Here is a 23,459-nt window from a genome sequence, read left to right on the forward strand (position 1 = left end):
GCCTTCCTTCATTAGTTGACTGCGTTTCTTAAATGGTAATGATTGTTATCGTGGTGGAAGGCCAAGGGCAATGCGCCCGTATCGGCTGATTCGTGTAATTTTCCAAGCGGGTGACCAGGTCACTTCGACCTTGACATCTTCGATCCCCTCAATTTCTTTTAGGCGAGCGACGATTTCGATCGGAAGGCTCTCAGCACAGCTACAAGCCGTATCGGTGAAGGTCATAACCACCTTGCAAGTACCGGCTTCATCTAGATGGATCTCGTAGATCAGTCCTAGGTTATAGACATCTAACTCAACGTCGGTATCAAATACAAGCTCCAATTTTTCGATTAACGGCTTCTCTAGTGCGAGGGCGCGGTCATTGATTTTGATATCCTCTCTCATCGCAAGATCCTTTCAGTGTAGTATGGCTTCCATTTTCTCATAATTCGGCTGATAAGGCAAGAAGAGAACGATGATTTAAACGTGTGGGACAAAGGAAATTCGGTCCAGTCTCCATTTCTCTTCGAATTTGTGGTAAAATAGATGCAAAAGTAAGACAAAGGATGAAGGCTATGAAATTACAAAAACCAAAAGGGACCCAGGATATCCTTCCTGGCGATTCAGCGAAATGGCAATATGTAGAAGGCTTTGCACGCAAGGTCTTTGCGCGATACAATTATGATGAAATCCGCACACCGATCTTCGAACATTATGAAGTCATCAGCCGTTCAGTAGGGGATACGACAGATATCGTTACCAAAGAAATGTATGACTTCTATGACAAGGGAGACCGTCATATCACGCTTCGTCCAGAAGGAACAGCTCCTGTTGTCCGCTCCTATGTAGAAAATAAACTCTTTGCGCCTGAGGTACAAAAACCAAGTAAGTTCTATTACATAGGTCCAATGTTCCGCTACGAACGTCCTCAAGCAGGTCGTTTGCGTCAATTCCACCAAATTGGGGTAGAATGCTTTGGATCGAGCAATCCTGCAACGGATGTCGAAACTATTGCCATGGCAGCGCAATTCCTGAAAGAATTAGGAATTGACAATGTGACCTTGCACTTGAACACCTTGGGAAGCCCTGCTAGTCGTCAGGCTTATCGTCAAGCCTTGATTGATTACCTCTTGCCAATGAAGGATCAATTGTCTAAGGACAGCCAACGTCGCTTAGAAGAAAATCCGCTTCGTGTCTTGGATTCAAAAGAAAAAGAAGACAAGGCGGCGGTTGAACAGGCTCCTTCCATCCTAGACTATCTAGATGAAGAAAGCCAAGCGCATTTTGATGCGGTTCGTCGGATGTTAGAAGACTTGGGGGTAGCCTATGTCATCGATACCAATATGGTGCGTGGCTTGGATTACTACAACCACACGATTTTTGAGTTCATTACAGAAATTGAAGGCAATGAATTGACAGTCTGTGCAGGTGGTCGCTATGATGGGTTGGTTGAATACTTCGGTGGCCCTGCGACAGCTGGTTTTGGATTTGGCATCGGTGTGGAACGGATCCTTCTCGTTCTTGAAAAGAAAGGCATTGAATTACCGATCGAAAAAGGATTAGATGCTTATATTGCCGTTCTAGGAGATGAGGCCAATGAAGCAGCACTTAGCTTGGTTCAAGCCCTTCGAATCCAAGGTTTCAAGGCAGAACGTGACTATCTTGGACGTAAGCTCAAGGCACAATTTAAGTCAGCAGATGTCTTTGCGGCCAAAACCTTGATTACCTTAGGAAGCAGTGAGGTTGAAAGTGGTCAAGTCACTGTGAAAAACAACCAAACTCGTCAAGAAGTAACGGTAGCTCTTGAAAGCTTGAAGAAAGACTTCCCATCTGTTTTAGCAGAGTTGGGATTGGCTTGATCGAACGGAAAAGACAAGGGTAGACAAGATTTATCTGGGAGTAGGGGCAAAATGGTTGCTCCTGCTCTCTTTTATCTTGATTCTGTTTGCCGACCTTTGCCAAGATTTGGCGAAAACCGTTAAATTTTCTGACATTTATGATATAATGAGAAGACTACTAGTAAAGGAATGAAACTGTCATGACATTAGTTTACCAATCAACACGAGACGAAAAAAATACTGTAACAGCTAGTCAAGCCATCCTTCAAGGTTTGGCAACAGATGGCGGCTTGTTTACTCCGGTATCTTATCCTCAAGTGGAGCTAGATTTTAACACCCTCAAAGACGCTTCTTACCAAGAAGTGGCTAAGCTTGTATTGTCAGCCTTTTTGGATGACTTCACAGCAGAAGAGTTGGACTACTGTATCACCAATGCCTATGACAGCAAGTTTGATACGCCAGCCATTGCTCCGCTTGTCAAACTCGATGGCCAATACAACTTGGAACTTTTCCACGGTTCAACCATAGCCTTTAAAGATATGGCTTTGTCGATCTTGCCTTACTTCATGACAACAGCAGCTAAAAAGCACGGTCTGGAAAATAAAATCGTCATCTTGACAGCGACATCCGGGGACACTGGTAAAGCTGCCATGGCAGGTTTTGCCGATGTTCCAGGTACTGAAATTATTGTCTTTTATCCAAAAGACGGTGTCAGCAAGGTACAAGAGTTGCAAATGACCACTCAAACTGGGGACAATACTCATGTAATCGCGATCGATGGAAACTTTGACGATGCTCAAACGAATGTCAAACATATGTTCAACGATGTTGAACTACGTGAAAAATTGGCAGCCAACAAGATGCAATTCTCATCAGCCAACTCCATGAACATTGGCCGTTTGGTGCCTCAGGTTGTCTATTACGTATACGCCTATGCTCAATTGGTCAAGACAGGCCAAATCACAGCGGGAGAAAAAGTCAACTTTACCGTCCCAACAGGGAACTTTGGAAATATCTTGGCAGCTTTCTATGCCAAACAAATCGGTCTTCCAGTTGGAAAATTGATCTGTGCATCAAACGAGAACAATGTCTTGACAGACTTCTTCAAAACACGTGTCTATGATAAGAAACGTGAGTTCAAGGTGACCACCAGTCCATCGATGGATATCTTAGTGTCTTCCAACTTGGAACGCTTGATTTTCCACTTGGTAGGCAATGATGCCACAAAGACCAAAGAGTTGATGGAAAGCCTCCTTGCAACAGGTCAATACCAATTGTCCAACTTTGATGCAGATATCTTAGATTTGTTTGCGGCTGCATACGCAGATGAAGCAGAAACTGCTGCAGAGATCAAGCGGGTCTATGAAGCGTCTGATTACATCGAAGACCCTCATACAGCCGTAGCATCAGCCGTTTATCAAAAATACCGGACCCAAACAGGGGATGCTGCTAAAACAGTCATTGCCTCTACAGCAAGTCCTTACAAATTCCCAGTTGTGGCAGTAGAAGCGGTGACGGGCGAGACCGGTCTAGGCGATTTCGAAGCCTTGGCCAAATTGCACACCCTCTCAGGTGTTCCTGTGCCACCGGCTGTAGACGGTCTTGAAACTGCGCCGGTTCGCCATCGTACAAGCGTAGCTGCTAAAGACATGCAAGCAGCCGTAGAAGACTACTTGGGACTGTAATTCTCCCTATTAGAAAGATCAAAAGAGCCGTTTGGCTCTTTTATATACGCATGAATTTATACAAAAAAATCTTAAACATTGCCCTTCCTGCCATGGGTGAAAATTTCTTACAAATGCTGATGGGCATGGTGGACTCTTATTTAGTGGCTCACCTGGGCTTGATTGCCATTTCAGGTGTTTCCGTCGCAGGAAACATCATCACCATCTATCAGGCCATCTTTTTGGCACTGGGTGCGGCAGTTGCCAGTGTCATGTCCAAAAGTTTGGGTGAAAAAAATCAAGACCACATTGCCTACCATGCGACAGAGTCCCTAAAGGTGACCTTGTTGTTGAGTGCTCTCTTAGGAGGGGCTTCGCTGTTATTTGGACGCCAGATGATTTCGCTGTTGGGAACGGAAGCTGCAGTCGCCGAAAGTGGGGGGATTTACCTTTCCTTGGTCGGCGGGACCATTGTTCTCTTAGGCTTGATGACGACCCTGGGCTCGCTGGTTCGGGTAGCCAACAATCCACGGCTTCCCATGTATGTCAGCTTGTTGACCAATGTTTTAAATGCTCTATTCTCCTCTGTGGCTATTTTCCTTTTTGGTTGGGGAATTGTCGGAGCAGCTTTGGGGACTGTGCTAGCCCGTCTGGTTGGTGTTATCCTCTTGTGGCAAAAGGTCCAGCTGCCCTTTGCTTCCCTTCGTTGGGGATTGGATCGTAAGCTCTTGAACTTAGCACTGCCAGCTGCTGGAGAACGGCTGATGATGCGAGCTGGAGATGTGGTGATCATTGCGATCGTGGTTGCTTTTGGGACTGAGGCAGTCGCCGGAAATGCCATCGGAGAGACCTTGACCCAGTTTAACTACATGCCGGTGTTTGGAGTGGCCACAGCGACGGTCATGCTCGTAGCACGAAGCCTCGGTGAAGGGGATTTTGAGCAGATTGACCGCCTTCGAAAGCAGTCTTACTGGCTGTCCTTTGTATTGATGTTGCCCATTGCTCTGGGTATCTTTTTCGGGGGCACCCTTCTGACCCATCTCTACACACAAGATGCGAAAGCAGTCGAAGCTAGCCTTTCGGTTGTCCTCTTTTCTTTGTTAGGAACACCCTTTACAGCAGGAACAGTCATCTATACTGCTGTTTGGCAAGGCTTGGGAAATGGGAAACTTCCATTTTATGCAACGACCATTGGCATGTGGGTCATTCGAATTGGAGCCGGTTATCTGCTTGGAGTAACCCTTGGCTTGGGTCTTCCAGGTGTCTGGACGGGGACCTTGCTGGACAATGGCTTTCGCTGGCTATTTTTGAGTCAACTTTATAGACGAAAAGTAGGAGAGAGAAAATGACAAAACGAGCTTTTATTTGGGATTTGGACGGGACCTTGCTGGATTCTTATGATGCTATACTGGCGGGTCTTGAGGAGACTTATGCATCTTATCAGCTTCCGTTTGACCGAGCGAGTATTAAAGACTATATCTTGAAGCATTCGGTTCAAGATCTTTTAGTAGCGGTGGCAGCAGAGTATCAACTGGATGTGACAGACTTAAATCATCGCCGAGCAGAAAGTCTAGCAGAGAAAAATGCCCAGGTCCTTCTGATGGAGGGAGCGCGTGATGTCCTGTCCTGGGCGAAGGATGCTGGGATAGAACAATTTGTCTATACCCATAAGGGAGAGAATGCCTTGGTCATCCTACGGGACTTGGGTTTGGAATCTTTTTTTAAAGAGATTTTGACCAGTCAAAGTGGTTTTGCCCGCAAGCCTGACCCAGAAGCAGCCATTTATCTGATGAAGAAGTACGGGTTGCATCCGGAAAAGATCTACTATATTGGGGATCGGAGCCTGGATATTGACTTTGCAAGAAATAGCCAGATTCAGAGTATCAATTTCTTGACATCTGACTATCAAGGCAATCACCAGATGAAAACTTTACGGGATATTCCAAGCGTTTTAAGCCTTGAAAAGAATCTGTAAAGAGATTGTTTTCATTTTGAAACAAAGCCGTAAGCTTTCTTTAAGAAATGTCCGCTATAATAGAACCATAAACAAAGACCTCCTAACTTTGTTTAGAAAAATCCTAAAACTTTTCTTTTTCATAATAATCTCCCTAAGAGTCGCCCAATCAGGCGGCTTTTTTTGTGCGCAAGAATAGTGTAAGCTCTTTTCCTTGCAAGAGGATATGAAATATTTTATAATTGATTAGTCAATTATTGATTTATCAAAAATAATACGGAGAAGGAATATGGCAGAAATAAATGATTTGCTCTACCAACTACGCTTGGCAGATCAATCAACTACGCAACTCTTTGAAAAGCGCCTAGGGATTAGCTTAACGCGTTATCAAATTTTGCAGGATTTATTAGAACAAGCGCCTTGCAATCAGATCGCGGTTCAGGAACGCTTGCAGATTGATCCAGCTGCTTTAACCCGGCATTTTAAAATATTGGAAAAGGAAGGGTTTGTCCATCGGAGTCGAAATCCAAAAAACCAGCGGGAAATCTTAATTCATTTGACGGATACGGCCTATAATCGTTTGGTCAAACATCCCCCTCGCCATCATGTGGCAGTGAAAGAACAGATGAGTCGGATTTTGACGGCTCAAGAACAAGAGCAATTTTCTTACCTGCTGGACAAATTAGTATCTGGCATTGAACAAATAACAGTTGAATAAAAAGGAGAATCTACGATGTCATTACTGACGATTATTTTAGCAAGTCTTGCTGCACTGGAGCATTTGTATATTTTTTATTTGGAGAGCATCAGAACCACATCTGATACCACAAGTCGGGTTTTCAACATGGATAAAGAAGAACTCGCTCGCCCATCTGTGACCTCTTTATTTAAGAATCAAGGAATCTACAATGCCTTGATCGGTGTCTTCCTCTTGTATGGATTGTTTGTGTCCAAAAATATTGAAGTCGTTACGATTTTTGTGCTCTTTATTATTGGAGCAGCGGCTTACGGTGCGATGACAGCCAATAAAAAGATTATCTTGACTCAAGGTGGTCCTGCAATTTTAGCTTTATTGAGTATTCTATTTTTGGGATAAAAAGGACGGGCCGCTCGGGCTCTTTGAGCTGATTTTATTAAATAAGTGTAGAAAAAAGTATAAAAAAAGACTAAAAATTTTATTGACTTTCTAAGAAAAAGGGTTATAATGGTAGCAACAGAAAAGTAATGAGTCAGCTATTTTCAGGGAGCTTGTGGGAATTGTGAACAAGCAATAGCGACTGATGAAAATTGGACTGTTATGATTAATGAATTCTAACCCATGTGAATTCGGTTGGCACCCCTTACCGTGCAACTCCTTGATAGAGGAGATAGAGATGTAGGGAAAGACCAGCTATTTTTCCCTATAAAAGAGGTGGCACCGCGGACACTACGCCCTCACACAGTTTTTGTGTGAGGGCTTTTCTATGTGCCTTAGCAAGCGAAGCGCGCTTAGGCACATTGATCCCAAAGCGCAAATAGAGCGTGGGATACCCTTGATCGCCTTAGCAAGAAAAGCATGGGCCAGCGGAATTCCTTAGAATAAAAGAGTTCTAAAAGAGAGGTTTCTGATATGAAAAAAGTTTTATCTGCTGATGTTTTGAGTCCAATTTTGGCTTATATGCGTTTGGATGCGCCCCATAAAATGATCTTGGAGTCAATCCCTCGTGAAAAAGAGAATGCGCGTTTTTCAATTGTAGCCTATCGGCCAGTCAGTGAAGTCAAGTTTGAACATGGCGTCCTCTATTACAATGATCAAATTGTTGAAGAGGATCCTTTGGACTTTTTGAATCGCATCACGATCAAAACGAAAACTTCAGAAGAACTTCCTTTTAACGGTGGGGCGATTGGATTTGTCGGCTATGACTTGATTGGCCTCTATGAGAACATTGGCTCCATTCCTGAAGATACGATCGGCACCCCAGATCTCCACTTTTTCTTATATGAGAGCTATGTGATTTTTGATCACAAAAAGGAAAAGGTCTATGTGGTGGAAGAGAACCTCTATAGTGGACGGAGTGAAGCAGAGCAAGCGTCGAGCTTGGAGCAAGTGTTAGAGCAGTTGGCAAGGCCTGCAAAAGAAGAGTTTCAGGACAAGGACCTGCATGCTCTTCATTTCCACAATCATTTGGAGCAAAAAGAGTTTGAGGAAATGGTGGCCCTAGCGCGGGACTATATTCGAAAAGGAGATATGTTCCAATGCGTGCTCAGTCAACGTTTTTCAGCTGATTTTTCAGGAAAACCGCTAGATTATTACCGCAATTTGCGCGTAATCAATCCTTCGAATTATCTCTATTTTTATGATTTTGGGGAGTACCAAATTATCGGTGCCAGTCCAGAAAGTTTGGTGTCGGTCAAGGATCGAGTGGTGACAACCAATCCCATTGCCGGCACGCGTCCAAGAGGGATCGATGAAGAGGCTGATCGGCAGTTGGCAGCTGATTTGACAGGGGATCCAAAAGAAGTCGCAGAACACCGGATGTTGGTGGATCTAGGGCGAAACGATATTGGTCGAATCGCTCAAAATGGGTCGGTTGAAGTAACTAAATATATGGAAGTGGAGTTCTTCCGTTATGTGATGCACCTGACGAGTGTGGTCAAGGGTCAATTGCTTCCTGGACTAGCCTCTATTGAGGCTCTGAAGGCAACTCTTCCAGCTGGGACCGTTTCTGGTGCTCCCAAGATTCGAGCCATGAAGCGAATCTATGAGGCAGAAAAAGAGAAACGTGGCGTCTATGCGGGTGCTATTGGCTATCTCTCTGTGACGGGGGATCTCGATTTTGCTATTGCGATTCGAACCATGATCCTCAAAAATAAGAAGGCTTATGTGCAGGCCGGAGCAGGAATCGTTTATGATTCGATCGCTGAAAATGAATACCAAGAAACCGTCAATAAGGCAAAATCAATGACAAGGATTGGAGAAGAAGGATGATTTTATTAGTCGATAATTACGATTCATTTACCTACAATTTAGCACAGTATATCGGAAAATTTGATGAGGTCCAGGTGCTTCGAAATGATGATCCGGACTTGTACCAAGTTGCCCAAGAAGCAGATGCCTTGGTCTTTTCTCCAGGTCCAGGTTGGCCAAAGGATGCGGGCAAGATGGAGGAGATGATTCGAGATTTCGCGGGGATCAAACCAATCTTGGGGATTTGCTTGGGGCATCAAGCGATTGCGGAAGTTTTTGGAGGGCGCTTGGGATTGGCACCACAGGTCATGCATGGCAAACAAAGCCAGATCCAGCTAGAAGCTCCATCTCCGCTATACGCGGGTGTCGCAAAAGAAGTCCCAGTCATGCGCTATCATTCGCTGACGATTGAAGACATGCCAGAGGAGTTTGTCATTACCTCTCGGACGACGGATGATCAAGCCATTATGGGAATTCAACACCGCAGCTTACCGATTTATGGTTTTCAATACCATCCAGAAAGTATCGGGACGCCAGATGGGCTCAAGACCATCGAAAATTTTGTCAAACTAGTCAAGGAGCGGAAGATGAAACAAGTGCTTGCAAAAGTGGCAGAAGGAATGGATCTAACCAGTGCAGAGTTAGAAGCTGCTATGGAGGAAGTCGTTGCTGGTCGTGCTTCAGAAGCCCAGGTGACGGCCCTTCTTCTAGGTCTCAAAATGAAGGGAGAAACGGTTGAAGAGCGGACGGCTATTGCAAAAGTGATGCAGGCTTATGCAGTCGCTATTCCTACAGAAGTTCAAGGAGCGATGGACAATTGTGGAACTGGGGGCGATCGTTCTTATAGTTTCAACATTTCAACAACAGCTGCCTTCGTCCTTGCTGGTGGTGGCATCAAGATGGCGAAACACGGAAATCGTTCGATCTCTTCTAAATCCGGTTCTGCGGATGTACTAGAAGCTCTAGGAATTAACCTTGATTTGGGTCCAGAAGACTTGGGACGAGTGTTTGAAAAGGCGGGAATTGTCTTCCTATTTGCCAAAAATCTGCATCCTGGCATGCGCTATATTATGCCCGCTCGCTTGGCGCTAGGGGTTCCAACGGTGATGAACTTAACCGGTCCTCTTATCAATCCGATTCCTCTAGAAACCCAGCTATTGGGAACCAGTCGTCCAGATATGCTGGAAAGTACGGCGGAGATTCTAAAGAATTTGGGAAGGAAACGCGCAGTGGTGGTGAGTGGTCCACAAGGTTTGGATGAGGCAGGCCTTGATGGAGAAACCCAGCTCGCTATTCTGGAAAATGGACAAGTTACCTTATCCAGTTTTCAACCAGAAGATATGGGAATGGAGCGCATTGAAATTGATCAAGTGCGAGGTGGAGACGCCAAACGCAATGCGGAAATTTTGCTCAGTGTCTTAAAGAATGAAGCAAGTCCCTTCTTAGAGGTGACTGTTTTAAATGCTGGCCTTGGCTTTTATGCCAACGGCAAGGTAGATTCTATCAAGGAGGGGATTGCCTTGGCACGTGAAGTGATCGCCAGTGGGGCTGCCCTTGAGAAATTGAGATTATTACAGGAGTATCAAAAATGAGTCAAGAATTCTTGCCAAAGATTCTAAAGGAAAAGGCGCGTGAAGTGGCTGCGATGAAAGAAGAGGAGCTCCAACCTTTGCGCGAGACCTACCGCTTGTATGATTACCTAAAGAGTCATCCAGAAAAGCTTCAGGTCATTGCGGAAGTGAAAAAGGCCAGCCCGAGTCTGGGAGATATTCATGTCGATGTGGATATCGTCGTGCAGGCTAAGACTTACGAAGAAAATGGGGCCGTGATGATTTCTGTCTTGACTGATGAAGTGTTTTTCAAGGGCAGTATCGAGTATCTCCGGGAAATATCTAGTCAGGTGCGCATTCCAACCCTCAATAAAGATTTTATTGTGGATGAAAAACAAGTGATTCGGGCGCGAAATGCAGGGGCGACCGTGATCTTGTTGATTGTTGCAGCCTTATCAGAGGCTCGTCTGAAAGAACTCTTCGATTTTGCGACCCATCTTGGCCTGGAGGTCTTGGTGGAGACCCATAATCTGACAGAACTAGAGGTCGCTCACCGGATTGGGGCTCAGATCATCGGGGTCAATAATCGCAACTTGGTGACCTTTGAGACAGACCTCCATACTAGCCTTGAATTGGCGACAAGCTTTGAACAAGAACCGGTTTACATCTCTGAGTCTGCTATTTTCACAGCAGCAGACGCTCGTATGCTGGCTCCTTATTTTAATGGCATTCTCGTTGGGACAGCCCTCATGAAGGCAGACAATGTGGCTGAAAAAGTAAAGGAGTTGCAGATTGACAAAGGTTAAAATTTGCGGACTGTCCACTCCAGAAGCTGTCCAGACAGCTGTTGAAGCTGGTGCGGACTACATTGGTTTTGTCTTTGCACCAAGCAAACGGCAAGTCACGCTGGAGCAAGCCCGGCAGTTGGCTACAGGGATTCCAGAGGGAGTTCAAAAAGTCGGTGTTTTTGTATCGCCACAAAGAGAGGAAGTGGAGCAAGCTTGCCAAGTTGTGGGCTTGGACCTGATACAAGTGCATGGGCCGATGGATGAAACCATCTTGCAAGACCTTCCCCAACAAACGATTCGCGCTGTTCAAGTGGGGAAAGACGCGACTCTTCCTGAGACCAGTGCCGATTATCTGCTCTTTGATGCTCCTGTAGCAGGAAGTGGGCAGACTTTTAACTGGCAAGAACTCGAAAGTCAAAACGTTACAAAGCCCTTCTTTATTGCAGGAGGCTTGACGGAAGACAATGTAGCAGATGCCATTCGCTTCTTTCATCCTTATGCGGTGGATGTATCCAGTGGGGTCGAGACAAATGGAATAAAAGATCAAGAAAAGATAAAACGATTTATAGAAAGGGTCAAGCATGGCATATAAACAACCAGATAAAAACGGATTTTACGGGCGGTTCGGGGGACGATTTGTCCCTGAAACCTTGATGACAGCAGTTTTAGAATTAGAAAAAGCCTACAGAGAAAGTCAAGCAGATCCTTCTTTTCAAGCAGAATTGGATCAGCTTCTGAAACAATATGTCGGTCGGGAAACACCGCTCTATTATGCTAAAAATCTTACCAAGTATGTCGGTGGAGCCAAGATCTTTCTTAAAAGAGAAGACCTCAACCACACAGGGGCTCATAAAATTAATAATGCCCTAGGACAAGTTTTATTGGCACATCGGATGGGCAAAAAGAAGATCATCGCAGAAACAGGGGCCGGACAGCACGGTGTTGCAACGGCAACGGCTGCTGCTTTATTTGATATGGAATGCACCATCTACATGGGGGAAGAAGATGTCAAACGCCAAGCCCTCAATGTCTTTCGGATGGAGTTATTGGGCGCCAAGGTTCAATCAGTAACAGATGGGTCACGTGTCCTCAAGGATGCGGTCAATGCTGCCCTTAGAGCCTGGGTAGCAAATGTGGAGGATACCCACTATATCATGGGTTCTGCTCTAGGACCTCACCCATTCCCAGAAATTGTCCGTGATTTTCAAAGTGTCATTGGCCGAGAAGCCAAACGCCAATTTGCAGAGCAAAATGATGGTGCATTACCAAATGCAGTTTTAGCCTGTGTAGGAGGCGGATCGAACGCCATTGGCCTCTTTTATCCTTTTGTTGAAGATACATCTGTTGCCATGTATGGGGCAGAAGCTGCTGGGCTTGGAGTGGATACAGACCAGCATGCAGCAACCTTGACCAAAGGACGTCCGGGAGTCCTTCACGGTGCCTTGATGGATGTGTTACAGGATGCCCATGGACAGATTTTAGAAGCCTTCTCGATTTCAGCAGGTCTCGATTATCCAGGAATTGGGCCGGAGCATTCTTATTTCCATGACATCAAGCGGGCGACCTATGTGCCTGTGACAGATCAAGAAGCCCTAGAAGCCTTTCAATTGCTTTCAAAAGTAGAAGGAATCATTCCAGCTCTGGAATCGAGCCATGCTATCGCCTATGCGGTGAAATTGGCTAAGGAGATGGGGCCTGAAAAATCCATGATCGTTTGCTTATCAGGTCGTGGGGATAAAGATGTGGTACAAGTCAAAGACCGCCTAGAACAAGAGAGAGGAGAGTAAGATGGGAAAGACCTTAACAGAGCATTTACAAAAGCTGAAAGACCAGCAGCAAGGAATCTTTGTTCCTTATATTATGGCAGGAGATCATGAAAAAGGCTTAGCAGGTTTGCAGGAAACCATCCAATTTTTGGAGGAGCTTGGTGTCTCAGCCATTGAAGTTGGCATTCCTTTTTCAGATCCGGTGGCAGATGGCCCTGTGATTGAAGAGGCAGGATTACGCAGTTTAGCCCATGGGACGACGACAGAGGGTCTGGTGCAAACGATCCAGCGTCTGGAGACAAGTGTTCCTTTGGTCATCATGACCTATTTCAACCCCTTGTTCCAATATGGGCTCGAAAACTTCTTTAGAGATGTAGAAGGAACAGCGGTCAAGGGAGTGATTATTCCGGATCTTCCTCATGAGCATGCAGATCTGGTAGAGCCTCTCTTAGTGGATAAAGACATCGCTTTGGTGCCGCTAGTGAGCTTAACCACAGGAATCGAGCGCCAGAAGAAATTAATCCATGATGCAGAAGGATTTCTCTATGCCGTTGCTGTCAATGGGGTGACGGGGAAAGCTGGTAGCTATCGAGATGATTTGGATCACCACTTGGCCCAATTACACGAAATAGCGTCCATTCCTGTTTTAACAGGTTTTGGAGTTTCCAGCATGGAGGATGTTCACCGTTTCAACAGGGTCTCAGATGGAGTTATTGTGGGGTCCAAAATCGTTAAGGCTCTCCACCAAGGGGAGACAGATGCCATCGCTCGTTTCATTTCTCAAGCAGTGAAGGCCTAGAAGGTTCATTCCATTCATCATCAGCTTGATTCTCCTAGATCAAGCTCTTTGTCTACTATTTTAAACATTCCCCTTGTTTGTCTTTACAAACGAGGCTTTCTCGTTACAATAGAGGTAGTAACAAGAAAAGAGGAGAAGAGAATGATAAGCCTTGAAGAGATTGATCAAGTCATCCAATCGGGTCCTTTTGAACCAACCTGGGACTCTCTTAGCCATCAAGTCTGTCCAGATTGGTATCGGGATGCCAAATTTGGAATGTTTATCCACTGGGGCGTCTACAGTGTACCTGCCTTTGGTTCGGAATGGTATTCGCGAAATATGTATATCCAAGGGAATCCTTGCTATGACTATCATCGAGAGCATTTTGGAGACCAGGCTATCTTTGGCTACAAGGATCTCATTCCTCTTTTTACAGCCGATCAATTTGATCCGGCATCTTGGCTAGATCTCTTTCAAAAAGCGGGAGCTCAGTATCTTTTCCCAGTTGCGGAGCACCACGATGGTTTTCAGATGTATGCCTCTACTCTCTCGCCTTATAATAGCTTAGAAATGGGGCCGAGACGAGATGTCTTAGGAGAGCTGAGGGAGGAAGCAGAAAAACGTGGCCTGCACTTCTGTACGTCCTCTCACCGGGCAGAACACCAGTTTTTCTTTTCGCATGGCAAGGAATTCACTAGTGACATTCCGCAAGAAGTCCCAAGAGACAGCCTTTATTGGCCAGCGGAGCCAGAGCCCAAAGATCATTTTGATCTGACCTCCAAGCCTTATCCAAGCAAAGAATTCTTGGAAGATTGGCTTTTGCGAATCTGTGAACTGGTGCGGGACTACCAGCCAGAGCTCCTTTATTTTGACTGGTGGATCCAGCATGAGAGCTTCCGTCCCTACTTGATGCGCTTTTTGGCTTATTATTACAATCTAGCAGCACAAGAGGATCGCAAGGTGGCTGTTTGTTACAAACAGGATGCCCTCCCTTTCAGTTCAGGAATCGTCGAGATGGAGCGGGGAGGATACGGAGAGACGCAAGCCTTTCCGTGGCAAATGGATACCGCGATCGCCCGTAATTCTTGGTGCTATACCCAGGATCTAGCCTACAAGACCAGTAAGGAATTGCTACAAAATTTAGTCGATGTTGTGGCTAAAAATGGCAATCTTCTGCTCAATATTGGACCCAAGGCAGATGGCACTATACCTGAGCAAGACCAAGACATCCTCACAGAGATCGGGGACTGGCTGGCGGTAAATGGAGAAGCCATTTATCAGAGTCGGCCTTGGCGGGTGTCATCGGACGGACCGACCGAGGCCCAGGAAGGTTCCTTCTCAGATGGGCAAGCGCCACTCTATACCAGCCAAGATTTCCGCTATACCATGCGTGATGGCTTTCTTTATGCCATCCAGCTGGAACCAAGTGGAAGGACGGAAGAGTTGACCTTGCCGTCTCTCGCCTATGATCTCAAGCAACCGAGAATTCTTCATGCGCGCATTCAAAAGGTAGAACTCCTTGGAGAAAGTCAGCCCCTTTCTTGGAGCCAAGATGAGACAGGGCTCCATCTTCAGTTACCAGCTTGTAGGAAAAAACAACCGCGTGTTTTGCGCCTCAGCTTTTAGTTTTCTTGAAGCTTTCTATAAGGAATCGTTTAGGTTTCTCTTGTATACTGTACTCATCCAATAAGAAATGAGGTACAGAAAATGAAAATCTCAGTCAATTATCCAAAACGCTTTAAGAAATTGCCACAACAAGGTTCTTGTTACGGCGAATAAACACTTCTCTTCATTTTTCATAAGAAACTCCTAAAGAAGGCTCTACCCGAAAGGGTAGAGTTTTTATGTACCAGAGACCTTGTGATTCGTGGTATAATAGGCCTATGGAAAAAAAGAACAAATTACTACTCATCGACGGGTCTTCCGTCGCTTTTCGTGCCTTTTTCGCACTCTATAATCAAATTGATCGCTTCAAAAATGCCAATGGTCTGCATACCAATGCGGTCTATGGCTTTAACCTCATGTTGAGTCATCTCTTGGAGCGCATCCAACCGACCCATGTCCTCGTTGCTTTTGATGCAGGAAAGACGACTTTTCGGACGGAGATGTATGCCGACTACAAAGGGGGCCGTGCAAAAACTCCAGATGAGTTCCGTGAGCAGTTTCCTTTTATTCGTGAACAACTGGATCATTTGGGAATCCGCCATTATGAGCTAGCTCAGTATGAAGCGGATGATATTATTGGAACGCTGGATAAGATGGCAGAAACTACCTCGGTGCCATTTGATGTGACCATTGTCTCTGGGGACAAGGATTTGATCCAGCTGACGGATGACAATACGGTGGTTGAAATCTCCAAAAAAGGGGTAGCAGAGTTTGAAGAATTCACTCCAGCCTATCTCAAAGAAAAGATGGGACTGACACCCGAGCAGTTTATCGACCTCAAGGCCTTGATGGGAGATAAATCGGATAATATCCCAGGTGTTACTAAGATCGGAGAAAAGACCGGGATCAAACTACTCCTAGAGTACGGTTCTCTCGATGGCATTTACGAGCATATCGACGAGATGAAGACTTCTAAGATGAAGGAAAACCTCATCAACGACAAGGAGCAGGCCTATCTGTCTAAGACTCTCGCAACCATCGATACCAATGCGCCTATTGAAATTGGGCTGGACGATATCACTTATTCGGGTCCTCATCTAGAAAATCTTGCCAAGTTTTATGAGGAGATGGGCTTCAAGCAACTCCGTCAGGCCTTGGATCTTAGTGGAGAAGAAGCGGCTCCTGTAGCCATTGACTATACAGAAGTCGAGCAAGTCGCTTCAGATATGCTCACGGAAGATAGTTTCTTCCATTTTGAGATTTTTGGGGACAATTACCATACGGAATCCATCATCGGTTTCGCATGGGGGACCAAAGGTCAGCTCTACGCGAGTACAGATACTGGTCTTTTACAAACACCGATTTTCAAAGAATTTCTCGAAAAAACGCCCCTCAAGGTCTATGACTTCAAGCGGGCCAAGGTCTTGCTCAGCCACTTGGGCATTACCCTTCAAAATCCCGCGTTTGACAGTCGATTGGCCAAGTATCTCTTGTCGACCGTAGAGGACAATGAGATTTCAACCATTGCGAGTCTCTATAGTCAGATTGCGCTGCCGCTGGATGAAGTCGTTTATGGCAAGGGAGCCAAAAAAGCTATCCCAGAAAAGGCGGTCCTATTAGAGCATTTGGCACGGAAAGTCGCTGTTTTACTAGACACGGAAGAACCCATGGTAGAGCAGTTGCAGGCCCATGATCAACTAGATTTGCTCTATGATATGGAGCAACCGCTAGCAGCTGTTTTGGCCAAGATGGAAATCGCGGGGATCAAGGTAGAGCGCCAGACCCTAGAAGACATGCAGGTGGAAAACGAAGTGGTCTTGGAGCGCTTGACCCAAGAAATCTACGAGCTTGCAGGAGAAGAGTTCAACATCAATTCTCCAAAACAATTGGGCGTCATCCTCTTTGAAAAATTGGAACTCCCTCTTGAATACACCAAGAAGACCAAAACCGGCTATTCAACAGCTGTTGATGTCTTGGAACGCCTGGCTCCAATTGCACCGATCGTGTCTAAGATTCTTGAATACCGCCAAATTGCTAAGATCCAGTCAACCTATGTCATCGGTCTTCAAGATTGGATTTTGGAAGATGGGAAGATCCATACCCGTTATGTACAGGATTTGACGCAGACAGGCCGCTTGTCCAGCGTGGATCCCAACCTGCAAAACATTCCTGTCCGTTTGGAGCAAGGTCGTCTTATTCGTAAGGCCTTTGTCCCAGAAGAGGAAAACAGTGTCTTGTTGAGTTCGGACTATTCACAGATCGAACTGCGCGTCTTGGCCCATATTTCAGGAGATGAGCATTTGATTGATGCCTTTAAACATGGGGCAGATATCCATACATCGACTGCTATGCGCGTTTTCAATATTGCAAAACCAGAAGATGTGACGCCGAACGACCGTCGCAATGCAAAAGCAGTAAACTTCGGTGTGGTTTATGGAATTTCCGACTTTGGACTGTCTAACAACCTAGGGATCAGTCGAAAAGAAGCCAAGGCCTACATTGAGACCTACTTCGAACGCTACCCTGGCATCAAGGACTATATGGAGAGAGTGGTACGGGAAGCGCGTGATAAAGGCTATGTGGAGACTCTCTTCAAGCGCCGTCGGGAGATTCCAGATATCAATTCTCGCAACTTCAATGTTCGAGGCTTTGCGGAACGGACAGCTATTAACTCACCCATCCAAGGATCTGCAGCAGACATCTTGAAAATTGCCATGATCCACTTGGACCAAGCGCTAGAAAGAGGAGCATACAAGACCAAGATGCTCCTTCAGGTCCACGATGAAATTGTTCTGCAAGTACCAAGTGATGAACTGGCAGCGATCAAAGAACTCGTCAAAGAGACCATGGAATCCGCTATCGAACTTGCAGTACCACTGGAAGCCGATGAAAACGAAGGCAAGACATGGTATGAAGCCAAATAAGATTAAGTTTGTTCAAAACAGAAAGCGGTAGGAAACTTTTCAGTTTCCTACCGCTTTTAATGACAAACACTTGCAATGCCTTCCGTATTGTTATACTATTTAAAGAAAGGAAACGCATACAAAAGGAGATTCTTATGGCTTATTCATTTCGCAATCCTAGTGATGGCATTATCAAACATTACCTAGAAACCAGCAAGATCATCGCTGTGGTTGGATTATCTGACCGTGAAGAGACGACCAGTCATCGTGTCAGCAAGGAGATGCAAGAGCGGGGCTATCGGATTATTCCTGTCAACCCCCGTGCAGCTGGTGGCCAGATCCTTGGAGAAACGGTATATGCTAGCCTACAGGAAATTCCTTTCCCAGTAGATATCGTTGATGTGTACCGTCGCAGTGAGTTTTTACCAGATGTGGCACGTGATTTTATTGAGACGGATGCGAAGATTTTCTGGGCACAATTGGAGCTGGAAAATCAAGAAGCAGAAGAAATCCTTCGTGGAGCTGGACGAGAAGATATCGTCATGAACCGCTGTATCAAACGGGAACACACCCGACTGATCTTAGGAGACTCCCTATACGGTTTATAAATGATAAACAATTGACATAGAAGAAAACCCCAGCAAGCTGGGGTTTTCTTCTTACTCTTATTCAGTTTCATGGCTTGGATGGCCTGTAAAATGGCGAGGCCCTTGTTTAATCTGCTTGATTTGATCATAAAAGGCAATTTGGCAGTTGATAAAGTAAGGCATGGTATAAAAGCCGATGACATCGCGCGTGAAGTAATTCAAGAAGTACCAACCAATCAAGGTTAGGTCGAGCACTAGGCGATTGCTGCGGAACCCTTTCATGGTTTCACGACTTTGGCGAAGGACTCCAAAGGCTCCCTTGTAGTCGCCGTCTCGTAATTGCTCGTAGAGGATCAATTCGACCAGACTGAGACTGTAGTATTGTGGCAGGTAAAAGATGAGGCCAATCAGGCCAAGTATGACACCAGCAGTCATCAGAGGCATTTGTTGCATGAGAGATTGAAATTCAGGACTGGAAGCACTCAAAGTGCTCGGGTTGCTCACCTTATCGTAGATCGCCAAAAATCGAATGCTGGCGTAGGTGCTGATGAGACTCCCCACATAGAGGATGAGTCCCCATAAAAAGAGGACGGCTTGCTTCAAGATCAAGGTGGCAAATACAGAGGTAAAGCGATCTTGTTTAAAGATATCTAAGACACGTGTTCGGTGTTCGATCTTGGGATTAATCGTATCTAAATAGCTAAAAGTCGCACCAACCACTAAAATGGAGATGACAAAGGAGACGACAGAAGGAAAGAGTTGCCGCTGGATCATGTAGATACTTGCTTGCTGCAAGGTCATATCCGGTAGTAGATCGACCAGATCTTGCCCACTTAAGAGAAAGTTAGCAAGAATGGTCAACAGGACCGGAAGAGCAAAAAGGATAGCTAAGCCCGGTTGCTGGACTTGCATGGTACGTGCCCGGAGGCGAATCAATTTAAGGTTCATAGATGACACTCTCTTCATAGTAGTACTTTTTATTATAACATAAGTCCGTGACAGAGCCGGTAAAATTTGGTACAATCGTACAGGTGCTCACAGGAAAACTGTGACAGGAATAAGAAGGCTGGGACTGTTTTTCCCAGTACGGAGGTAACCATGACAGATTCACCGATTCAATATCGATTAATCAAAAAAGAAAAGCATACAGGTGCTCGTCTGGGAGAAATTATCACCCCTCACGGGACCTTCCCAACCCCAATGTTTATGCCTGTAGGGACTCAGGCAACCGTTAAGACCCAATCGCCAGAAGAACTCAAGGAAATGGGTTCCGGCATTATCTTGGCCAACACCTACCATCTCTGGCTTCGTCCCGGGGACGACTTGGTCGCAAAAGCAGGAGGACTGCACCAGTTCATGAACTGGGACCAGCCGATTTTGACAGATAGTGGAGGCTTCCAGGTCTATTCATTAGCGGATACCCGCAATATCACTGAAGAAGGGGTAACCTTTAAAAACCACCTCAACGGCTCGAAGATGTTCCTCTCTCCAGAAAAGGCCATCTCCATCCAAAACAATCTAGGAAGCGACATCATGATGTCCTTTGATGAATGCCCTCAGTTCTATCAGCCCTATGATTATGTGAAGAAATCAATCGAACGGACCAGTCGTTGGGCAGAACGTGGGCTAAAAGCTCACCGTCGTCCCCATGATCAAGGTCTGTTCGGGATTGTCCAAGGGGCTGGATTTGAAGACTTGCGCCGTCAGTCCGCCCAGGATCTTGTCAGCATGGACTTTCCAGGTTATTCCATCGGTGGATTAGCTGTTGGGGAAAGCCATGAAGAGATGAATGCAGTACTTGATTTCACAACTCCGCTCTTACCAGAGAACAAGCCGCGTTATCTCATGGGAGTAGGAGCTCCAGACAGCCTGATCGATGGGGTTATTCGTGGAGTGGATATGTTTGACTGTGTCTTGCCAACGCGGATTGCTCGAAACGGTACCTGCATGACCAGTCAAGGACGCCTGGTAGTAAAAAATGCGCAATTTGCAGAAGATTTTACACCGCTGGATCCTGAATGTGATTGCTACACTTGTAAAAACTATACCCGAGCTTATCTTCGCCACCTCCTCAAGGCAGATGAAACCTTCGGTATTCGCTTGACTAGCTACCACAACTTGTATTTCTTGATCAACCTCATGAAGCAGGTCCGTAAAGCCATCATGGATGACAATCTCTTAGAATTCCGTGAGCATTTCGTCGAAAAATATGGCTATAACAAGTCAGGACGGAATTTCTAGGATGGATCGTGAAAGACTACTAGACTCCATAGTAAAAAAGATACAATCGGGAGAATTACGAACACTTGGAATCTATGGTCATGGAGGGTCAGGGAAAACAACCTTTGCAAAAGCACTCTGTGAGCGATTGGACCTCATGAAAGTTAATCTTTTAGAGACGGATCCCTATGTTATTGGAAGTCCAAGAGGATTGGTTGTACCAAAAGACTCCCCAGGTCAAAAAGTGACCGCATGTCTGTCGAGTGCTCACGAATTGGCTAGTCTAGAACGAGATATTCAAGCCCTTCAAGCGGGAATGGATATACGAACGATTGATCAGCCATGGTCTCCAAGCCACATATTATCTGGGAACAAGTCTATTCTCATCGTAGAAGGGATGTCAGTGGCTTTTTTACCCAAGTCTTTGTTTGATCAAACCATTTGTTTTTACACAGATGATCATACGGAGCTAGAAAGACGATTAAGCAGAGACGTCGCCCAACGAAATCGAGAAATGGACTTCATCTATCGAACTCACCAGATCAGGCGAGAACAATACCATCAGTACTACCAACCGATGGAAGGTGAAGCGGATATCCTGGTCAATACATCACAAGATCAGTTTCATATTGAAAAAGAATAAAAAGTTCTACGGAAAAGTAGAACTTTTTTGATTAAATTTCATAGAGCATCGATATTGTTGTAAGCAAATTTGTTATTGGGTATAATGTATTCAGGAAGGATGATAACTATGGTAGAAGATCTTCGAAAATTTGCAACTCTTGTGAAAAAATATAGAAAACAAAAAGGAATGACCAAAGAAGAGTTGTGTCAGGATGAGAGTGAGTTGACTGTGCGTCAATTAACTCGAATAGAGTCAGGCTTGTCGAGACCAACATTAACTAAGATAAATTTTTTAGCTGAACGACTAGACATGAATTTATTTTCATTGATGCCAGACTATACAGAATTACCAAAAGAATATTTAGACTTAAAATACCAATTATTAAGAAATACGACGTATTCGGATAAAAGAAAGATTTATGAAGAGGAAAAACGTTTCGAAATCATATATGAGAATTATTATGAAGATTTGCCTGAAGAGGAGCAATTGATTGTTGATATCTTAACCACTATATCTGATGTTAATGAAAGTGAATTAATTGAACTTGGAAATCATTTATTGGAGGATTATCTTGATCAACTAAAAAAGAAGAATACATATACCTTAAATGATCTTTTGTTGATTAAATTGCTTTTAATAATAATGATACACGATGATGACATATACTGTAATCCAGGATGGCAATTGTTACCGCAAATTGTACAAAGGTTATTGGTAGATGATGGTGAATTATTAATCTATCAGCAATTTGTATTGAGAGATACACTTTTTCTAGCCTTAGGGTTGTTTTTTAGATTAGGTGATTATAAAAAGGTTAGAGAAATATTGGACAGGTTAATTCAAATTATGGAACTAACTCAAGACTATCAGAAAAAATCTTTGATAGATATGTTTGAATGGAAATATTATCTCAGTTATAAGAATGATAAAAAAGAGGCTAAAGAGTATTACGAATCAGCTATACACTTTGCAGAAATGATTAAAGAAGATATGCTATTAAAAAAACTAAAACAGGAATGGCAACAGGATATTAAATAAATAGCAGGACATTTTTGTCCTGTTAAACTATGTTTAAAGATTCTATAATAACCACAAAAGAAGAAAATGGAGGGTGATATGGTTAATTTGATACTATTATTTGTTGAAACTTGTTGGTGGTGTAAATAGCAAATGAATTAGAAATAATTCCGTAGAAATCGTTTAGAGGAGAAAAATGATGATAAAATTCAAGCAAATAATAATTGTTATAGCGTTTATAAGCTTATTCTTAATAGCTGGAAAAAATAGTGTCAAGGCAGATGAATATATGACAGGAGAACAAATTGAGCAGGTTACTCAAGGTTTGAAAGATGATCAATATGTTTTAACAACTGCGGGTGGAGGAATTATAGTAAATAAAGACGGGAGCAAAAATTTTCCATTAGAACAGGTCGCAAGCGAGGGTCAAATCATGACAGTAGCTGAATATAAACAACTATTAGCTACACAGTTGTTTCCTGGGAAAATGGAAGTTGCTTCATCAGGAACGGTATTTTTTGGAGCATGGATTCCAACACGTGTTCATGTCTTATACCCAAACCAAGAATATCTATCAAATGCCTTCTATGCAAAGGGGTGGCGTTATGGGGAAGAACGATTTAAACCTTCCTGGGGAAGCGGAGACTACCTTTATTGGCAAGCTCAAGGTGATAGTGGTTTGGTAGAAGATGGATATGGAATCTCAGTGGTAGTTAATGATGGCGGTTATGTTGCGGTCGATAGTCGAAAAGGAACATTTTTCAAGACATATAATCCTAGATCAGGTTCAAGATATAAAGTAAGTAATCCTGTTTAAGAAAGTAGGTGAAAAAATGGCTAATCAAACTAAAAAAATCATACCTCTAATAGCAACAGTTCTATCTATTGGGATTGTATCGTATGCATTACAAAAAAACGCCATTGCTGAATCAACAGGAATCGATCAAAAGGAAAACCAAACAATACAAATTTATGAAAAACTCTTAAGAGGTAAATCAGAAAAAGAAATAAATGATTATTTTGGTAATTTACCTGATAGTAAAGTAATTATTGCTGATGAATCCGGTGGATTTACAACGAGTTCCACGGATGATTATAGTAATCCAGTTGAAACTATTGATGAGAGAGGAAACAAAGAGTTAAAATCATTCCAAGATACAAGCACTGCATCAACAATTGGTGAAATAAAAGCGGCCATGAAAATCAATAAATAAAAAGTGAAAAGATGTAAGGAT

Annotated in this window: 22 protein-coding genes and 1 pseudogene; 21 read left to right on the top strand and 2 right to left on the bottom strand. The window is 44.3% G+C overall.

What is annotated here, in order from left to right:
• Positions 1-45 precede the first annotated feature (45 nt).
• On the bottom strand, positions 46-387 hold the full coding sequence (locus O3626_RS05120) for a metal-sulfur cluster assembly factor (protein ID WP_003010891.1): 342 nt from the start codon (positions 385-387) through the stop codon (positions 46-48).
• A gap of 170 nt (positions 388-557) precedes the next feature.
• Between O3626_RS05120 and hisS the strand changes: the two genes are divergently transcribed.
• The 16 genes and pseudogenes from hisS to O3626_RS05200 all read left to right on the top strand — a co-directional run bounded on the left by hisS (position 558) and on the right by O3626_RS05200 (position 18,383).
• On the top strand, positions 558-1,841 hold the full coding sequence (gene hisS, locus O3626_RS05125; RefSeq protein WP_371495653.1) for a histidine--tRNA ligase: 1,284 nt from the start codon (positions 558-560) through the stop codon (positions 1,839-1,841).
• Positions 1,842-2,020: 179 nt separating this feature from the next.
• Complete coding sequence (gene thrC / locus O3626_RS05130) at positions 2,021-3,505, top strand: threonine synthase (protein WP_371495655.1); 1,485 nt, start codon at positions 2,021-2,023, stop codon at positions 3,503-3,505.
• A gap of 50 nt (positions 3,506-3,555) precedes the next feature.
• Positions 3,556-4,833, top strand: coding sequence for an MATE family efflux transporter (locus O3626_RS05135; RefSeq protein WP_371495657.1), 1,278 nt, complete (start codon positions 3,556-3,558; stop codon positions 4,831-4,833).
• Complete coding sequence (locus O3626_RS05140) at positions 4,830-5,459, top strand: HAD-IA family hydrolase (protein WP_195412066.1); 630 nt, start codon at positions 4,830-4,832, stop codon at positions 5,457-5,459. Before O3626_RS05135 ends, O3626_RS05140 begins: the two co-directional genes overlap by 4 nt.
• A gap of 268 nt (positions 5,460-5,727) precedes the next feature.
• Complete coding sequence (locus O3626_RS05145; protein ID WP_003009542.1) at positions 5,728-6,156, top strand: MarR family winged helix-turn-helix transcriptional regulator; 429 nt, start codon at positions 5,728-5,730, stop codon at positions 6,154-6,156.
• Between the two features lie 15 nt (positions 6,157-6,171).
• Positions 6,172-6,534, top strand: a complete 363-nt coding sequence (locus O3626_RS05150) for a DUF1304 domain-containing protein (RefSeq protein ID WP_227247820.1) — start codon at positions 6,172-6,174, stop codon at positions 6,532-6,534.
• 513 nt (positions 6,535-7,047) lie between these two features.
• The gene (trpE, locus tag O3626_RS05155) at positions 7,048-8,406 is read left to right on the top strand and encodes an anthranilate synthase component I (RefSeq protein WP_371495660.1); all 1,359 of its coding nucleotides are present in this window, start codon (positions 7,048-7,050) and stop codon (positions 8,404-8,406) included.
• A pseudogene (locus O3626_RS05160) lies at positions 8,403-8,963 on the top strand (aminodeoxychorismate/anthranilate synthase component II); the annotation flags it as partial. The gene trpE and the pseudogene O3626_RS05160, both read left to right, overlap by 4 nt.
• Positions 8,964-8,972: 9 nt before the next feature.
• Positions 8,973-9,977, top strand: coding sequence for an anthranilate phosphoribosyltransferase (trpD, locus tag O3626_RS05165; protein WP_371495682.1), 1,005 nt, complete (start codon positions 8,973-8,975; stop codon positions 9,975-9,977).
• On the top strand, positions 9,974-10,741 hold the full coding sequence (gene trpC, locus O3626_RS05170) for an indole-3-glycerol phosphate synthase TrpC (protein ID WP_371495662.1): 768 nt from the start codon (positions 9,974-9,976) through the stop codon (positions 10,739-10,741). Before trpD ends, trpC begins: the two co-directional genes overlap by 4 nt.
• Complete coding sequence (locus O3626_RS05175; RefSeq protein ID WP_227223457.1) at positions 10,728-11,315, top strand: phosphoribosylanthranilate isomerase; 588 nt, start codon at positions 10,728-10,730, stop codon at positions 11,313-11,315. Before trpC ends, O3626_RS05175 begins: the two co-directional genes overlap by 14 nt.
• Positions 11,305-12,510: a tryptophan synthase subunit beta gene (gene trpB / locus O3626_RS05180; protein WP_155199992.1), complete on the top strand. Its 1,206-nt coding sequence runs from the start codon at positions 11,305-11,307 to the stop codon at positions 12,508-12,510. The genes O3626_RS05175 and trpB overlap by 11 nt, the downstream gene beginning before the upstream one ends.
• Before the next feature lies 1 nt (position 12,511).
• Positions 12,512-13,288 (top strand): tryptophan synthase subunit alpha, encoded by a 777-nt coding sequence (trpA, locus tag O3626_RS05185; RefSeq protein ID WP_371495665.1) that lies wholly within the window; start codon positions 12,512-12,514, stop codon positions 13,286-13,288.
• Between the two features lie 141 nt (positions 13,289-13,429).
• Positions 13,430-14,893, top strand: coding sequence for an alpha-L-fucosidase (locus O3626_RS05190; protein ID WP_371495667.1), 1,464 nt, complete (start codon positions 13,430-13,432; stop codon positions 14,891-14,893).
• 257 nt (positions 14,894-15,150) lie between these two features.
• Entirely contained in the window at positions 15,151-17,796 is a 2,646-nt protein-coding gene (polA, locus tag O3626_RS05195) for a DNA polymerase I (protein ID WP_371495669.1), read from the top strand.
• A gap of 134 nt (positions 17,797-17,930) precedes the next feature.
• Positions 17,931-18,383, top strand: a complete 453-nt coding sequence (locus O3626_RS05200; RefSeq protein WP_031576673.1) for a CoA-binding protein — start codon at positions 17,931-17,933, stop codon at positions 18,381-18,383.
• A 57-nt stretch (positions 18,384-18,440) separates the two neighbouring features.
• Here the strand turns inward: O3626_RS05200 and O3626_RS05205 are convergent, their stop codons facing one another.
• Positions 18,441-19,310, bottom strand: coding sequence for a DUF975 family protein (locus O3626_RS05205; protein WP_371495671.1), 870 nt, complete (start codon positions 19,308-19,310; stop codon positions 18,441-18,443).
• A 150-nt stretch (positions 19,311-19,460) separates the two neighbouring features.
• Between O3626_RS05205 and tgt the strand changes: the two genes are divergently transcribed.
• From tgt to O3626_RS05230, 5 genes are all read left to right on the top strand, one after another.
• A complete protein-coding gene (gene tgt / locus O3626_RS05210; protein WP_371495673.1) occupies positions 19,461-20,603 on the top strand; it encodes a tRNA guanosine(34) transglycosylase Tgt in 1,143 nt (380 codons plus the stop codon).
• Between the two features lies 1 nt (position 20,604).
• Positions 20,605-21,225 carry a uridine kinase gene (locus tag O3626_RS05215; protein WP_371495675.1) on the top strand — a complete coding sequence of 207 codons (621 nt, stop codon included), beginning with the start codon at positions 20,605-20,607 and terminating at the stop codon, positions 21,223-21,225.
• A 108-nt stretch (positions 21,226-21,333) separates the two neighbouring features.
• Positions 21,334-22,245, top strand: a complete 912-nt coding sequence (locus O3626_RS05220; RefSeq protein ID WP_315376041.1) for a helix-turn-helix domain-containing protein — start codon at positions 21,334-21,336, stop codon at positions 22,243-22,245.
• A 175-nt stretch (positions 22,246-22,420) separates the two neighbouring features.
• On the top strand, positions 22,421-23,041 hold the full coding sequence (locus O3626_RS05225; protein WP_315376038.1) for a hypothetical protein: 621 nt from the start codon (positions 22,421-22,423) through the stop codon (positions 23,039-23,041).
• A 16-nt stretch (positions 23,042-23,057) separates the two neighbouring features.
• Positions 23,058-23,438, top strand: a complete 381-nt coding sequence (locus tag O3626_RS05230; protein ID WP_371495677.1) for a hypothetical protein — start codon at positions 23,058-23,060, stop codon at positions 23,436-23,438.
• Positions 23,439-23,459: the final 21 nt, after the last annotated feature.

This window comes from Streptococcus sp. 20925_1_77 (assembly GCF_041432125.1).
Taxonomy (GTDB): Bacteria; Bacillota; Bacilli; order Lactobacillales; family Streptococcaceae; genus Streptococcus.

What these genes read in the sequence shown, in the direction of transcription:
- O3626_RS05205 (WP_371495671.1), bottom strand. Translation starts at nt 19,310, where the DNA reads ATGAACCTTAAATTGATTCGCCTCCGGGCACGTACCATGCAAGTCCAG.
- O3626_RS05200 (WP_031576673.1), top strand. Translation starts at nt 17,931, where the DNA reads ATGGCTTATTCATTTCGCAATCCTAGTGATGGCATTATCAAACATTAC.
- O3626_RS05220 (WP_315376041.1), top strand. Translation starts at nt 21,334, where the DNA reads ATGGTAGAAGATCTTCGAAAATTTGCAACTCTTGTGAAAAAATATAGA.
- O3626_RS05190 (WP_371495667.1), top strand. Translation starts at nt 13,430, where the DNA reads ATGATAAGCCTTGAAGAGATTGATCAAGTCATCCAATCGGGTCCTTTT.
- O3626_RS05230 (WP_371495677.1), top strand. Translation starts at nt 23,058, where the DNA reads ATGGCTAATCAAACTAAAAAAATCATACCTCTAATAGCAACAGTTCTA.
- O3626_RS05215 (WP_371495675.1), top strand. Translation starts at nt 20,605, where the DNA reads ATGGATCGTGAAAGACTACTAGACTCCATAGTAAAAAAGATACAATCG.
- trpA (WP_371495665.1), top strand. Translation starts at nt 12,512, where the DNA reads ATGGGAAAGACCTTAACAGAGCATTTACAAAAGCTGAAAGACCAGCAG.
- tgt (WP_371495673.1), top strand. Translation starts at nt 19,461, where the DNA reads ATGACAGATTCACCGATTCAATATCGATTAATCAAAAAAGAAAAGCAT.
- hisS (WP_371495653.1), top strand. Translation starts at nt 558, where the DNA reads ATGAAATTACAAAAACCAAAAGGGACCCAGGATATCCTTCCTGGCGAT.
- trpB (WP_155199992.1), top strand. Translation starts at nt 11,305, where the DNA reads ATGGCATATAAACAACCAGATAAAAACGGATTTTACGGGCGGTTCGGG.
- O3626_RS05120 (WP_003010891.1), bottom strand. Translation starts at nt 387, where the DNA reads ATGAGAGAGGATATCAAAATCAATGACCGCGCCCTCGCACTAGAGAAG.
- polA (WP_371495669.1), top strand. Translation starts at nt 15,151, where the DNA reads ATGGAAAAAAAGAACAAATTACTACTCATCGACGGGTCTTCCGTCGCT.
- thrC (WP_371495655.1), top strand. Translation starts at nt 2,021, where the DNA reads ATGACATTAGTTTACCAATCAACACGAGACGAAAAAAATACTGTAACA.
- O3626_RS05225 (WP_315376038.1), top strand. Translation starts at nt 22,421, where the DNA reads ATGATGATAAAATTCAAGCAAATAATAATTGTTATAGCGTTTATAAGC.
- trpC (WP_371495662.1), top strand. Translation starts at nt 9,974, where the DNA reads ATGAGTCAAGAATTCTTGCCAAAGATTCTAAAGGAAAAGGCGCGTGAA.
- trpD (WP_371495682.1), top strand. Translation starts at nt 8,973, where the DNA reads ATGAAACAAGTGCTTGCAAAAGTGGCAGAAGGAATGGATCTAACCAGT.
- O3626_RS05145 (WP_003009542.1), top strand. Translation starts at nt 5,728, where the DNA reads ATGGCAGAAATAAATGATTTGCTCTACCAACTACGCTTGGCAGATCAA.
- O3626_RS05150 (WP_227247820.1), top strand. Translation starts at nt 6,172, where the DNA reads ATGTCATTACTGACGATTATTTTAGCAAGTCTTGCTGCACTGGAGCAT.
- trpE (WP_371495660.1), top strand. Translation starts at nt 7,048, where the DNA reads ATGAAAAAAGTTTTATCTGCTGATGTTTTGAGTCCAATTTTGGCTTAT.
- O3626_RS05140 (WP_195412066.1), top strand. Translation starts at nt 4,830, where the DNA reads ATGACAAAACGAGCTTTTATTTGGGATTTGGACGGGACCTTGCTGGAT.
- O3626_RS05135 (WP_371495657.1), top strand. Translation starts at nt 3,556, where the DNA reads ATGAATTTATACAAAAAAATCTTAAACATTGCCCTTCCTGCCATGGGT.